Origin of the sequence: Plantibacter sp. CFBP 8798 (assembly GCF_014841195.1) — a bacterium.
In the GTDB taxonomy this organism is placed as follows: Bacteria; Actinomycetota; Actinomycetes; order Actinomycetales; family Microbacteriaceae; genus Plantibacter; species Plantibacter auratus.
This window is the reverse complement of sequence record NZ_JACYTS010000003.1, coordinates 239,468-251,822: the sequence shown is the minus strand read 5'-3', so window position 1 is coordinate 251,822 and position 12,355 is coordinate 239,468. Positions and strand designations below refer to the sequence as shown.

General features: G+C 63.1%; 14 protein-coding genes. 1 reads left to right on the top strand and 13 read right to left on the bottom strand.

Translation table 11 applies throughout. The annotated features are described in order from the left end of the window. Positions 1–10: 10 nt before the first annotated feature. From IFU30_RS13880 to IFU30_RS13865, 4 genes are all read right to left on the bottom strand, one after another. Positions 11–826 (bottom strand): carbohydrate ABC transporter permease, encoded by an 816-nt coding sequence (locus tag IFU30_RS13880; RefSeq protein WP_192005577.1) that lies wholly within the window; start codon positions 824–826, stop codon positions 11–13. Positions 827–939: 113 nt separating this feature from the next. Further along, entirely contained in the window at positions 940–1,737 is a 798-nt protein-coding gene (locus tag IFU30_RS13875) for a carbohydrate ABC transporter permease (RefSeq protein ID WP_161578643.1), read from the bottom strand. 83 nt (positions 1,738–1,820) lie between these two features. Next, positions 1,821–3,185: an ABC transporter substrate-binding protein gene (locus IFU30_RS13870; protein WP_161578642.1), complete on the bottom strand. Its 1,365-nt coding sequence runs from the start codon at positions 3,183–3,185 to the stop codon at positions 1,821–1,823. A 251-nt stretch (positions 3,186–3,436) separates the two neighbouring features. Next, positions 3,437–4,426 (bottom strand): LacI family DNA-binding transcriptional regulator, encoded by a 990-nt coding sequence (locus IFU30_RS13865; RefSeq protein ID WP_161578641.1) that lies wholly within the window; start codon positions 4,424–4,426, stop codon positions 3,437–3,439. 346 nt (positions 4,427–4,772) lie between these two features. Between IFU30_RS13865 and IFU30_RS13860 the strand changes: the two genes are divergently transcribed. Beyond that, positions 4,773–6,539, top strand: coding sequence for a hypothetical protein (locus IFU30_RS13860; RefSeq protein ID WP_137243651.1), 1,767 nt, complete (start codon positions 4,773–4,775; stop codon positions 6,537–6,539). Between the two features lie 43 nt (positions 6,540–6,582). On the opposite strand, the gene IFU30_RS20930 is transcribed toward IFU30_RS13860, so the two are convergent. The 9 genes from IFU30_RS20930 to IFU30_RS13820 form a co-directional block, all read right to left on the bottom strand. Beyond that, positions 6,583–7,002, bottom strand: a complete 420-nt coding sequence (locus tag IFU30_RS20930) for a hypothetical protein (RefSeq protein ID WP_342365719.1) — start codon at positions 7,000–7,002, stop codon at positions 6,583–6,585. Between the two features lie 78 nt (positions 7,003–7,080). Then, positions 7,081–7,689, bottom strand: a complete 609-nt coding sequence (locus tag IFU30_RS20925) for an aminotransferase class I/II-fold pyridoxal phosphate-dependent enzyme (protein ID WP_342365718.1) — start codon at positions 7,687–7,689, stop codon at positions 7,081–7,083. Positions 7,690–7,942: 253 nt separating this feature from the next. Continuing rightward, positions 7,943–8,260, bottom strand: coding sequence for a hypothetical protein (locus IFU30_RS13850; protein WP_137243650.1), 318 nt, complete (start codon positions 8,258–8,260; stop codon positions 7,943–7,945). A 60-nt stretch (positions 8,261–8,320) separates the two neighbouring features. Continuing rightward, positions 8,321–8,974 (bottom strand): DJ-1/PfpI family protein, encoded by a 654-nt coding sequence (locus IFU30_RS13845; protein WP_137243649.1) that lies wholly within the window; start codon positions 8,972–8,974, stop codon positions 8,321–8,323. Then, complete coding sequence (locus IFU30_RS13840) at positions 8,971–9,327, bottom strand: hypothetical protein (RefSeq protein WP_197977581.1); 357 nt, start codon at positions 9,325–9,327, stop codon at positions 8,971–8,973. The genes IFU30_RS13845 and IFU30_RS13840 overlap by 4 nt, the downstream gene beginning before the upstream one ends. Continuing rightward, the gene (locus tag IFU30_RS13835) at positions 9,324–9,827 is read right to left on the bottom strand and encodes a hypothetical protein (RefSeq protein WP_137243648.1); all 504 of its coding nucleotides are present in this window, start codon (positions 9,825–9,827) and stop codon (positions 9,324–9,326) included. Before IFU30_RS13835 ends, IFU30_RS13840 begins: the two co-directional genes overlap by 4 nt. A gap of 43 nt (positions 9,828–9,870) precedes the next feature. Then, positions 9,871–10,290, bottom strand: coding sequence for a MarR family winged helix-turn-helix transcriptional regulator (locus IFU30_RS13830; protein WP_240044060.1), 420 nt, complete (start codon positions 10,288–10,290; stop codon positions 9,871–9,873). Positions 10,291–10,373: 83 nt separating this feature from the next. Continuing rightward, positions 10,374–11,048 carry a FadR/GntR family transcriptional regulator gene (locus tag IFU30_RS13825; protein ID WP_240044059.1) on the bottom strand — a complete coding sequence of 225 codons (675 nt, stop codon included), beginning with the start codon at positions 11,046–11,048 and terminating at the stop codon, positions 10,374–10,376. A gap of 82 nt (positions 11,049–11,130) precedes the next feature. Continuing rightward, positions 11,131–12,321: a mandelate racemase/muconate lactonizing enzyme family protein gene (locus tag IFU30_RS13820; RefSeq protein WP_137243646.1), complete on the bottom strand. Its 1,191-nt coding sequence runs from the start codon at positions 12,319–12,321 to the stop codon at positions 11,131–11,133. Positions 12,322–12,355 lie beyond the last annotated feature (34 nt).

Sequence of the window (12,355 nt, the reverse complement as noted above, 5' to 3'; positions counted from 1 at the left end):
CGTTGCCGGATCATCCTTTCACGGCGCCAGCGGTGAGCCCGCGCGCAAGCCACTTTTGCACATACACCGCTACGGCGAAAAGTGGAAGGGTGGCGATGACGCCAACGGCGCCCATCGCTCCGAAGTCTGTGCCTCGATCGGAGGTTAACCCGGCGATCGCGATGGGGAGTGTCTGGGCATCCGGCGTGGTCGTCAGGAGAAGCGCGAATGCGAACTCATTCCACGCGAAGATTGACGAGAAGATGACCGCTGCGACGAGACCGGGAGCTACGAGGGGAAGCATGATGCGCGAGAACAATGTCCACGAGCCGGCACCGTCGATCTGAGCCGATTCTTCGATCTCTTTCGGAATTTCCTCGAAGAATCCGTACAACAACCAGATGTTGAACGGAAGGTTGAATGCGACGTATACCAACGCGAGAACGAGCAGGTTGTTTGTGGCATCAAGTCGCGACAGGATGACGAAGGTTGGAAGCGCGATGATCAAAGGAGGCAACATCCGCGTTGCCAGAATCGAGAACAGGAGAACGTTCTGTCCGCGGAAGCGGAACCGCGCGAGCGCGAACGCCGACAGCGCGGCGATGGCGACCGAGAGCGGGGTCGACACGAGCGTCACGATGATGCTGTTGACGATGTAGGCCTGGATGCCGCGTTCCGCGAAGACGTTGACGAAGTTCTCCCACGTCGCCGGGCTCGGGATGTACTGAGGCGGCGATGCGAGTTGCTGTCCCTTTGTTTTGAACGCCAAGCTGAGCATCCACAGCAGCGGAACGAGTGTCCATGCCAACAACAGGATCGTGCCGAGCACTCCGCCGACTGAATTCATGAAACGTCGATTTACCTGCAGGTGACGGCGGCCTCGCACGGCCTGGTCTCCTGGCCCCGCCGCCCGCCCGATCTCCCTACTTTCCGTTGCCTCTGCCTCTGAGGGAACCGAACTCATGATGCCTCCTGTCGGCGTAGCAGCCGAATGAACCCGAGAGTTACAAACGCTATGACGATGAGGAAAACGAGAGAGAGCGCGGACGCTCGTCCCATGTCGTAGTGATTGAATGCGAATTTGTAGTCGTACAGCATGAGGGTGGCGGTACTCGTTCCCGGACCGCCACGAGTCATGATGTAGATGATGTCGAACACCCGTAATGCGTCCATGGTTCGAATGACCAGAACGACCAGGATGGTCGGACGCAGGAGAGGCAGGGTGATGCTGAAGAACCGTCGTGCTGATCCGGCGCCATCGACGCTCGCTGCTTCGTCGTATTCGACCGGGATGGACTGCATCCCGGCCAACAAGATGAGCATCACGAAGGGTGTCGTCAGCCAGATTTCAGCCAGCATCACCACAAGTCGGGTCGGTCCGTCCGCGATAAAGAACTCTGTCGGAGAACCGCCCAATCGAGTGATGATGTCGTTGACAGGACCGAACTGCGGGTCGAAGAGCAAACGCCACATGAATCCGGCGATGACCCCCGACAGCATCAGCGGCATGAGCACGATGCCACGCAAGGCCCGCAGTCGTCGGGTGAACCGTCGGGAGTTGATGAAGACTGCCATGACCATGCCGATGACGAGTTCGGCGGTCACCGTGACCGCCGTGAAGGCGGCCGTCCACACGGCCGCCTCCACAACTTCTTGGTCCTGCGCCAGGGAGACGTAGTTTTGCCAACCAGTGAACCGCATCCCGAGAGCGGGAGCGTTCCACCGGTAGCTGAAGAAGCTCAGGAAGATCGTCACCACCAGAGGGATGAGAAAGATGGCGGCGAGGATCCCCAACGACGGAAGCAGGTATCCCCATGGAAAGCGTGAGCGGGACTGGGTCCTCATTTGTAGAGCCCGGCCTCCTGCAGTGCTTTGGTCCAGGCCTCGTTGATCTTGGTGAGCGCTTCATCCCCGTCGAGCTGATTCGTCCACACGGCGTTCATATCCGTTTGAAGAGAGGTCTGCAGCTGACCACCGATCGGCGGGAAGTCGACGTCGGCATTGATCTTCGCGACCGCCAGCGCTTTCGCGAGTACCGGGAAGTATGCCGTCTTGCCTTCCGCGGGTAGTGATGCATAGACGGAGTTGCGTGTCGGTGCGTTGCCCGCGTCGACCTTGAGCAGCTCGCCTTCCTTACCGGTCATCCACGCGACTGCTTTGAATGCTGCATCGGGGTTGTCCGAGCCGGCGCTGACGGCCGCCGCCCATCCGCCGAGGATGCTCGATCCACCGACCGGCACGGTGTAGCCGACCTTGCCGGCAACCTGAGAAGTTCCGTCAGTTGCTTCGGCCAGCGTGGCTAGGCCTGGCCATTGCTCGATCATTGCGACCTCGCCCGACAGGAAGCTTTGGTTGCTGCGCTCCCACTCAAACGAGCCGACCTCTTCAGGAGCTGCCTGACGCAACTGCTCGGCGATTGCCATCGCCTCGCGTCCTTCCTTCGTGTCGACCGTGGGATGGCCGTCATCATCGACGTAGTTGCCGCCTAGTCCACCGAGGCGCATGGCCCATGTCCAGAAGGACCCGACCTGTTCGCCCCAGAACGACCAGCCGTATTTCGTGGGGGAGTCCGGGTTCAGAGACTGCGTGAAGAACTGCGCGGTCTCGACGAGTTCGTCGTTCGTCGTCGGGACGGTCAGCGCCCGACCCGTCTTCGCCTGGAATGCCATCTGCACGGCGGGATCCGCGAATACGTCCTTGCGGTAGTAGAACAATTGGGCGTCCGGCTTGTACGGGAGGGTGTACTGCTTGCCGTCGAAGTTTCCGTACGAGTCGAGCAGCACCGGGATGAAGTCGTCAACATCGATGTCGTTGTCGCCGGCGATGTAGTCGTCGAGGGGAAGAATCTGCTCATTCGTGGCGAGCTCGTGGAGCCATGTGAATGGTTCGATTACGACGTCGAACTCCTTGCTGCCCAGGAGATCGGCCGAGACCTTCTGGCGCAACTGATCCTGGGGGAACACCGACAGCTCTGCCTTGATTCCCGTTGCAGCTTCGAGCGCTTTCAGTTGCGCCTTCACACCGTTTCCGGGCTCGCCGTCCAGGGTGGCGATCCGGATGGTCCCATGTTCGGCGTTACTTCCAGATGGGCCGCAGGAGGTGAGGGCGAGGACGGCGCTCGCGGCAACAGCTGCGATGAGGAGCGCACGGCGATTTGGTCGGGCTGTATTGCTGATCTTCTTGGGACGGTGCGGGACTGTAGACACGTTTCCTCCTTTGGATGTTGCCGACCGCTCATTCAGACCTGGTCCGGCTGTGTCAGTGGACTTCCTTGTCCGGTGATTCCGCCCGCGAAGTTCGGTTTCCTGCGAGGTGGACCATCGACGCGGACAGCATCCCATTACGTTCGCACTACGTCAAGGTTTTGTTCCTGTACAGAACAAGAACAGCCCTGGGCGCATGAGTCCTGCGCTGGCCACGTCGGGGGCCCGCGATCGTCACGGGCATCAATGCTTCGTCAGGCGGAGGGTGGAGCTGTGGACCCGCGGACTACCAGAGAGCCGGATACGACCGTGTGGGTCACTGTCGTCTGGCCGTCGACGAGGGCGAGGAGACTGCGGAGTGCGATGGTTCCGAGGCTCCTCGAAGAGGTGTCGAATGTCGTGAGCGGCGGGATGCTGTAGGCGCTTGAGTCGAGGTTGTCAGTTCCTACAAGTGAGACATCGCGCCCGATCCGGAGACCGCGCTCAGCTATGGCTGCTGCGGCGCCTGCGGCGCTCCGATCGCTGACAGCATAGATCGCCGTGGGTGCGTCCGGCAGATCGAGCAACTGCAGCGCCTGGTCATACCCCTTCAGAGCGAGTTGTGCTGGCTGGGGCGCTATCAATGATGGATCCACTGCAAGGCCTGCTTCCAGCAGAGCGACGACATATCCGCGGTACCGATCGTGCAGGGACGCGTATCGTTCCGAGCCCTGAATGAGCCCGATGCGCCGGTGGCCGAGGTCGATGAGATGCTTGGTCGATTCTCGCCCGGCTGTGAAGTTGTCCGCGCTGACAGAGGGGATGAGATTGCCCAGTCTGTTCTCGAGCAGGACGGACGGCAATCCGCTGTCAAGGATTTGTCCGATGACTTCCGGCGTGAGATCACCGCCGTTCGCGAGAATCAAGCCGCTGAGCTGACGACCCGCCAGGGTTGCGAGCTCGTCGATGGGGTCGGATTGGGATTGATGCATCCCCAGAACGACCTGGATGTCCATGTCTCGCGCAGCTGTATACACCCCCTGCAGGAGCGTGTCGATGAAGCCTTCTGAACGTGCTGCCGGGGAGGGTTCTTCCATCACGAGCCCGAACGTCGGCCGCGTCGGTTGGATCGCGCGCTGGTATCCGAGCGCGTCGGCTGCTTCGAACACGGCCGCTCGCCGCGCCGCAGACACCCCGGGCTTGTCGGCCAGCGCTAGCGCTACGGCCGAGACCGGCACACCGGCGGCCGACGCGATGTCACGCATCGTTGTGCGTCGTGCGGGCCGCTGGCTCAACGCGCCCATGGTGCCATTCGGCGTGTGCGGCGTGTGCGGCGTGTGCGGCGGGGGTTCATCATCTGAACAACATAGAACATACGGGTTTCGCGCGCCGAACCTGCAGGTTCAGCCGAGGCTTGATCGAAGCATCTGACCCACTGGGCAGAGGTAGAACTAGTTCAGAATATGTTCTTGACACCGTTCCGGTGAAGGGCCAAAGTCTCAAGTGGTTGGTCGCGACCTCCGAGAGTAAACCGGTCCGAGCGGACTCAGCAGGTTCATTTCGCCGCAGCGAGGCGGCACCGTTCTCAATGAAGACAATGGAGAGAAGAGCATGCAAGTAGCAGCACGACGAGGGGGCCGCCGGCGCGTTCTGCTCACAGCGACGATCGCCACTCTCGCTCTGGCGCTGAGCGGACCCACGATCGCGCTTTCAGCGCAAGCCAACGTTCGGGGCGATAACTACAACTCGGCCACGGCCGACACTCAGGTTCTCGGGTACAACCGAATGATCCGCCTCAGCAACAGCGGGGCGTCTTACAACGGTCAGCTGATCAGTACGACTGAGCGATCTAACACCAATGGTGTCGAGTCGGGCTTCGAGATCAAGAGAAGCACCGATGACGGCGCGAGCTGGACCACCATTTCCACTGTCCCCGGCGAGGCCTACACGTATCAGCCGGCGCTCTTCGAGTTCCCTCAGGCGGTCGGGGCGTATCCGGCGGGGACTCTCATGCTCTGGGGCGTGACGCTCCCCGGGGATCGATCAACGACGACCATGCGGCAATGGCGAAGCGCTGACCATGGCGTCACGTGGTCGCAAGAGGAGATCGTTCAGTTCGCCGTCGGAGATGACGGTGAAGGACTCTGGGAACCCGAGGTCGAGCTCATCGGCGGCAAGCTCGTGCTCTACTTCTCCGACGAGCGGCAGCGCGCAACCTGGTCACAGTACTTGGGTCACATCGTGTCCAACGATGGCGGCGACTCGTGGAGCGCCAATCCTGATGGCAGCACCAATTACGCGCCGGGAATCGTCCAGGACGTCGCAAGCGCGAGCCAGAAGGATCGTCCTGGCATGATGACGGTCGCCCGCAACGAGGCTACCGGGACTTACATCGGCACCTACGAGATCTGCGGACCCAAGAACTGCCAGGTCTATTTCAAGACTTCGAGCGACGGCCTCACATGGGGTAGCGGGGCGTCAGATCTCGGGACCGCCATTCAAACGGATGACAGCCGCGTCCTCTTCAGTACCCCGACGGCCGCCTGGAGCCCCGCTGGTGGAGTGGACGGGCAATTCATCGTGACGGCGTATCGCGAGGTTCGCACGACGGGCGGGGTCGGAGAGACCGGGCAGGTCATGTTCCTCAATACGGACGATGGTGCCGGTTCCTGGAGATGGGCACCTACGCCGATCTATGCATCACCGGCATCATGGACCCAGACCTGTCTCGGTAACTACAGTCCCTTCATCCTCCCCTCCGTGAACGGCGCAAGCGTGCGCTATACGACCGAGGCGAATTTTGGAGCGCATGGCTGCACGACTGTCACCGGTTCCTTCAACACGAGCGTCCTCCCGTACGCAGCGAGTTTCGCGAACGGCGATCCAGGTTGGGTCCGCTATGGCGGAACATGGTCAACGGCATCGAACGTCCTATCCGAGTCAAAGGGCGGATACAAGGCTGTAACCGGTTCGACGGCTTGGAAGGACTACACGCTCCAGGGTGACGTCAGGATCGCGACTGCCTCGGGCAACGCTGGATTCCTGATACGAGTGACTGATCCGACCGAAGGAACAGACACAGCTCGGGGCTATTTCATCGGGGTGAACGGCTCGGCGCTCGTGATCGGCAGGCAGAACTACAACTGGACGCAGCTCGGCTCAACCCCGTTAGCGGGCGGGCTGGCAACCAACACCTGGTATCACCTGTCTGTTGCGATCGATGGCTGCGACATCACCGTGCAAGGTCGGCCGGCCGGATCATCCGCTCCCACCACCAATCTGTCTGTGAGCGACTGCACCTTCAGCCACGGAGCGATCGGAGTACGTAGCTTTGGCACTGCGGCTGGATGGAGATACATCACCGTCGACGAACGGTGAAATGAGCCGATCGACCACGTGGACTGTAGCCGTGCATTCGACCTCAGAACGTCGGCCACGCGGCACCGGAGACAGCGTCGCCCATCCGCCGCAGCGCGAGCTCGAGAATGTGGGGATTGGTCGCGAAGTTCAGCCGGACGTGACCGTGGCCGCCCGTGCCGAAGACGTGACCTGAGCTCACGGCGACCCTTGCGTGGTCGAGGAAGAACTGCGCCGGGCCCTCGACCTCAGCAACGGTTGCGCGCTGGCCCAGGAGAGGCTCTTCCTTGAAGCCGAGCTTCGAGCAGTCGATCCACGCGAGATACGATCCCTCCGGTCGTCGCAACCTCGCTTGAGGCAGGTGGCGTGCAACGAGTTCCTCGAGCAGGTGTCGATTTTCGGAGAGTCCGGACAGCAGGCTGTCCAGCCACGTTCCTCCGTCCTGGAATGCTGCAGCATGGCCGATGACCGCGAGGTGGCTCACGCCGTGGCCGACTTCCTCTGGGAGCCGTGCAAGATCGGCGAGGCTCTCGGGTCCTGCGACGAGGAGAGCGGCTTTGAGTCACGCGAGGTTCCAAGCTTTGGAGGCGGAGGCCAACGACATGCCGTTTTCGGAACCGGGAACGGACAGATACGGAACGAAGTCGACTCCACCAAGCGCGAGCGGCGCATGTATCTCGTCGGAGATCACACGGATGCCATGGCGACGGGCGAGTGTTGCCACCATCCCCAGCTCCTCCCGCGAGTGGACGGTGCCCGTGGGGTTATGTGGATTGCACAGCAGGAAAGTGGGGGACGGGCACCGTCGCGCGGCTTCTGCGAACGCGACCTCCAAGGCGGAAGGATCCAACCGGCCCTCACCCGACAGGGGAGCTTCGAGGATCAAGCGATGCTCGTGCTCCACGAACGCGTAGAACGGGGCGTACACGGGAGGCGTCACGACGACGACGTCCCCAGGTCCTGTCAGGAGACGCAGCGCCTCTACGATTCCCAGCATCACGTCCGGGACGATGGCCGTTTGCTCCAGCTCGAGTCCCGCCCAGGACCAGCGATGCGCGGCGAACTGCTGGAACGCCGAGGCGTATCCGATGCCGGTCGCGTAGCCGGTGTCGCCACGCTCGAGGGCGGACCGAACCGCATCTTTCACCGGCGCCGCGAGAGGGACGTCCATCTCCGCCACCCATAGTGGGAGAACGTCTGCGGGGTGCGTTCGCCACTTCATACTGGTTCGTGTGCGTAGCTCGTCCAACGCGAGCTGCCCCAACGGATTCGTAGCGAGTGACACGCGATCTCCCATCCAGTTTCGGCCGTTCTGCGATCAGCCGATGCGATGGAACTCACGGTAGTGGTCCTCGGCTTCATGTTGTCCGACGCAGCACGCTGGCCTCCCCTGCGATGCACACCCATCGGAGGGGAGGCCGCTGTCACGGAACTCTGCGAACGCCTGTCACCGTGCTGCGCGGGAGCCGTCCGGCGCGCGAATCGCCAGTCATCCGGTCGCCGTCGATGGTCACGTCGAACGCGAGCTCCAACCGCACGGGTGTGGTGATCGTCTGCGTCCACATCACGTGGTCCTCCTGCGCGTCGGTGGCGACTCGCAGATCGCGAAGCGGGACGTCCTCGGTCCTGCTGGCGGCGAAGCCTGACAAGACCCCCTGTTCGTCCTGGAACGTCATCACGGCGTTCAGGGTGCCGATCGGTGTGCGAATGGCGAGGTCCCAGGTGCCGATGATCCGATGCATGACGGTGTCCTTCGATATGAGCCTGTCGACTGGGTGGGCTGGACCAGCGGCGGGGCTGATTCAGAGCGGAAGGGCGTCGAGTCCTCTGGCGGACCACACCGTTCCGCGCCGCTCGTACTCGAACAGTTGCTCGACGGCGTGCGCGATCCGCGGGCCGAATTCGCGTTCCAGCAGATAGAGCCCCAGATCCAGACCGGATGTGACTCCACCGGCACTGACCAGGTCCCCGTCGTCGACGACCCGCGCTCGCACCACCGTGGTGCCGGTGGCCTCGAGGACGTCGTTCCCCAACGTATGGGTCACCGCGGTCCGCCCCGCTAGGAGGCCCGCCATGCCGAGCGCCAAACCGCCTCCGCAGATTGTGGCGACCAGGGTGTCCGGTGAAGCGAACGCGCGGCCCATGAGCGCCGGCAAGCGGCTCGAACCAAGCTCAGCGAGGATGACCGGAATCGTCCTCACGAAATCGGGGTCGCCGACGGTGGGGCCGGCAGCGCCCGGCACGATCACGATGCCAGGAGCCTCCGGCTCCAACACATGGGTTGCGGTGAGCTCCAAATTCCGCGTTCCGCTCACGACCGGCCCGATGCGGTCGAGTGCCACCAGCCTGACGTCAAGGGTTCCTCCGAGAGCGTCCGAGCCGGCGCAGAGCACTTCGAAGGGGGCGATCACGTCGAGTGGGTCGAATCCCTCGAAGAGGATGATCTGAGCGATCATGAGGTGCCTTTCGCGTTGAACTTGTCGATGTCGCCTCGCGTCGCGGAGGACTTGGGCGTGTGCGGAGGGGACGCCGAAGTGCATCGTCGTCGCTCTTGCCGGACGTTGATCAAGGTGAATACTCCACCGAGCAGCGGGACGAGGGCCAAGAGCCGGGTGCGGAGTAGGAGTCCGCGCCCGAGCAACGCCGTGACGGCGACGGTCAGGTACAACGCGCCGTGGACAGGTCCGAGTACCGAAGCGAGGCCAGGCACATGTACGGTGAGGAGGTTCCCGAAGAGGACCGCGATGCTGCCGAGCTCGAGGACGGACAGCGCTTCAAGAGTGCGCAGGAGTCGTGGCGACGCGCTCACGACGACGCGCCGGGACGCACGATCATGAGGATGACAACCACTGCCCACAGCAGGTTGAACATCCCGGTCAAGGGTCGTAGCGATCGCAATCGTGATCCGTCGTCCGGTTGGGACAGCGCTTCTTGCTGCATCGGGGTGATCCGGAGTGCGAGCAGGGCCCCCGCGACGGCGGTCAGGACCATCGCGAGGAGGATCCAGATCTCCGTGAGCCTGCCCTGCACCGCGGCGAGGATCAGGCCGAGTACTGGGACGACGAGTGCTATTCGGCCGTAGGCCCGCGTGATTCGTGTCAGGAGTCTGGCGACGGCGATGCTTCGGTCCGAGGCGACAACGGTGGGACCGCTAGCGCGGTCTCGGCCGTGGAGGTGTTCATCGATGTCGCCTGCCGGTGCCGAACCGCTGATCGGAGCGAACCGGGGAAACAGACTGGCGGTCACCGCAACCGGTCCGATGAACAGAATGCCCGCGAGCACGTGCGCGGCGAGAAGGATGGATTCCATACCTTCAGCCTAGCTGAAGGTATCAGTCAGGCTGAAGCTTTCCTCACTCACGCAGTCCAGGGGACTGCATCATCTGCAGCATGTGATCAGCGAGCGCCGCGCGCAGAGCAGGGTGACTCGTCTCGAAATCCGCGTCCAGGCGAGCGACTACCCCGGCCGCTTCGGCGAGGAGCCGGTGCCCCGCCGGTGTGATCTCGAGCTGTGCCGCTGAGCCGGCGCGGCCGGTGGAATCGGCGACGATGCCATCGGCTACGAAGCCACCGACGGCGACATGTGTGCTCTGGACGGTGATCCTCGATCGTCGCGCGAGATCGCTGAACGAGATGCCAGGGGTGCTACGGATGTGTCCGAGCAAGGCATACTTGCGCGTCGTGAGGCCCAGCGGCTTCAGTGCTGAGGTCAGAGAGTCCTCCCAGATTCTGGACAGGGCGAGGAGGGTGACCGTCGGGCTGAACGGCGGCATCTCAGACATGGAGCACAGACTACCCGTGGAGTGGAGGCCGGGTGCTGAGGCCGGAGCCGAGAATCTTGTCCGTGCTGAAGCCGTCAGGGCCTCCGTGAAGTCGGGGGTCGACGTCGACCCCATGACTCCAGAATGTGGTGGCGCATCGCGCGCTCTGCCTGATCGGCATCGCCAGCTCGGATCGCTTCCAGCACGATGCTGTGCTCGTCTCGAGATGCCTCGAACGCTTCACGAGTGCCGTTCAACGTGAACCGAGCGGTGTCTCGTGCCCGGGTGTACAGGGTGCGGTTGATGCTTTCGGCCAGCGGAATGTTCGACGCTGCCATGACGGCCATGTGGAACATCATGTCCGCATCGCCGAACCCCTGTTCATCGTCCATGGAGTCGGACATCAACTGAATCGCGTGCTCCATCGCCTCCAGCTCGATGGCGGACCGGCGGACGGCCGTGGCAGCAGCCATGGCACCTTCAAGCGAGCTGCGAACGACCGCGAGTTGATCGAGCACGCCGAGCGAGTCGTCATGTTCGAGCATGACCTCGAGGACGACCGGGTCCAAGACGTTCCACGACTCCTGGGAGCGGACTGTCGTGCCGCTGCCCTGGACGACGCTGACAAGCCCCTTCTCCTCGACCCGCTTGATCGACTCACGGATGACGGTCCGGCTGACTCCGAAGTGCGCCGTGAGCTCCGCCTCGATGGGCAACATGGACCCCTCGGCGACCTCGCCGGTGACGATCGCGGTGACGAGGTCGTGCACGACGGCGACTCCGAGACGAGTAGCGGGCACCTTCGCCGCAGCGTCCGCGAAGATCGCATGCTTGGCCAATCGGGTGGCGGGCTCACTCATCCACTGCAGTATAGGTGATGCCCTGTAGCTCATCACCCGGCCCACCCGCCGGAGTCATCGACAGACCTGCGCGCTTCGGACGGACATGCGGTCCGGCGCTCTGCCGCCAGTCTCCCTGTGCGCTCGTCAGAGCGATCAGGTCCTCGTCCACGGTGATGCCGCCGCCCGGAGTGTCCCCGAGAACGATCCCACCGTCGCTGTACGTCTGGTCGATCGTCACGGCGAACGGGGCGTGCAGATCTTGGACTTCGGCCGTCAGGTGATTCGGAACCGCGGCGGCGGCATGTGCAACGGCCGGATTGCTCGTGAGGCCCACGGGGCTGATGGGGAGGTCTCTCGAATGAGCGGCGACGGCCAGCCGGAGGAAGTTCGTCACACCCCAGACGGCTCCGGTTTGGACGATGTCGACTGAGCCGTGGTCGAACAGGGGTCGATACAGTTCCAACCCCGTGAGGTTCTCACCGGTGGCGACACCCGCACGCACCTGCTGCGACAGGCGATGGTGGCCGGAAGCGTCCCAGCGTCGCAGCGGCTCCTCGATCCAGGTGAGGTCCAGATGCTCCTCGATCTCTGACACGTATCGCACACCCTGCTTCAGATTCCACGATTCGTTCGCATCCAGCATGAGCGCCGGCCGATCGGTGTTCACACTGAGGGTGTCGGCGATCAACAGCAACCGGCGAAGGTCGGCGTTGACGTCACGGCCACCCTTGAGTTTGCCTGCGGTGTACCCCCGCTCGGCCATCGTCGTGTAGAAGGAGACCAGCTCCTCGTCCGTCAGCGCGATGTCGAGGCCGGATGCGTATCCGGGCACGAAACGGTCGTCGGCTCCGAGCAGTCTCCAGAGTGGTTCGCCCGCGAGCTTCGCCTTCAAATCCCAGAGCGCGGCATCGAGGATGGCGATACCGCCGAAGGTCGTCCCCCCATGCCCGGCCTTGAAGGCATGGCTCAGCATCGCGTCATAGAGACTGGTCACAGCCCTCGGATCGCGGCCTTCGAGTGCAGGGAAGAGGAGCTCGACCGCGTGGTCAGAGCCCATTCCGATGCCTTCGACACCGGCGTCGGTCTCGAGGATGACGATCGCGACGTCGGTGATACCCGAAGCGATGAACCCGTTGACGTCGCCCACGGGCCGTCCCCAGTCGCGATGGGTATGGATGGTGCGGTAGCCGGTGATCTTCATGATGCTCTTCCCGAGAGGTCGATGGCGTTGCGGT

Coding starts and splice junctions, on each gene's coding strand:
- IFU30_RS13880 (WP_192005577.1), bottom strand. CDS start 826: ATGAATTCAGTCGGCGGAGTGCTCGGCACGATCCTGTTGTTGGCATGG.
- IFU30_RS13865 (WP_161578641.1), bottom strand. CDS start 4,426: ATGCGTGACATCGCGTCGGCCGCCGGTGTGCCGGTCTCGGCCGTAGCG.
- IFU30_RS13860 (WP_137243651.1), top strand. CDS start 4,773: ATGCAAGTAGCAGCACGACGAGGGGGCCGCCGGCGCGTTCTGCTCACA.
- IFU30_RS20925 (WP_342365718.1), bottom strand. CDS start 7,689: ATGGACGTCCCTCTCGCGGCGCCGGTGAAAGATGCGGTTCGGTCCGCC.
- IFU30_RS13850 (WP_137243650.1), bottom strand. CDS start 8,260: ATGCATCGGATCATCGGCACCTGGGACCTCGCCATTCGCACACCGATC.
- IFU30_RS13845 (WP_137243649.1), bottom strand. CDS start 8,974: ATGATCGCTCAGATCATCCTCTTCGAGGGATTCGACCCACTCGACGTG.
- IFU30_RS13835 (WP_137243648.1), bottom strand. CDS start 9,827: ATGGAATCCATCCTTCTCGCCGCGCACGTGCTCGCGGGCATTCTGTTC.
- IFU30_RS13830 (WP_240044060.1), bottom strand. CDS start 10,290: ATGCCGCCGTTCAGCCCGACGGTCACCCTCCTCGCCCTGTCCAGAATC.
- IFU30_RS13820 (WP_137243646.1), bottom strand. CDS start 12,321: ATGAAGATCACCGGCTACCGCACCATCCATACCCATCGCGACTGGGGA.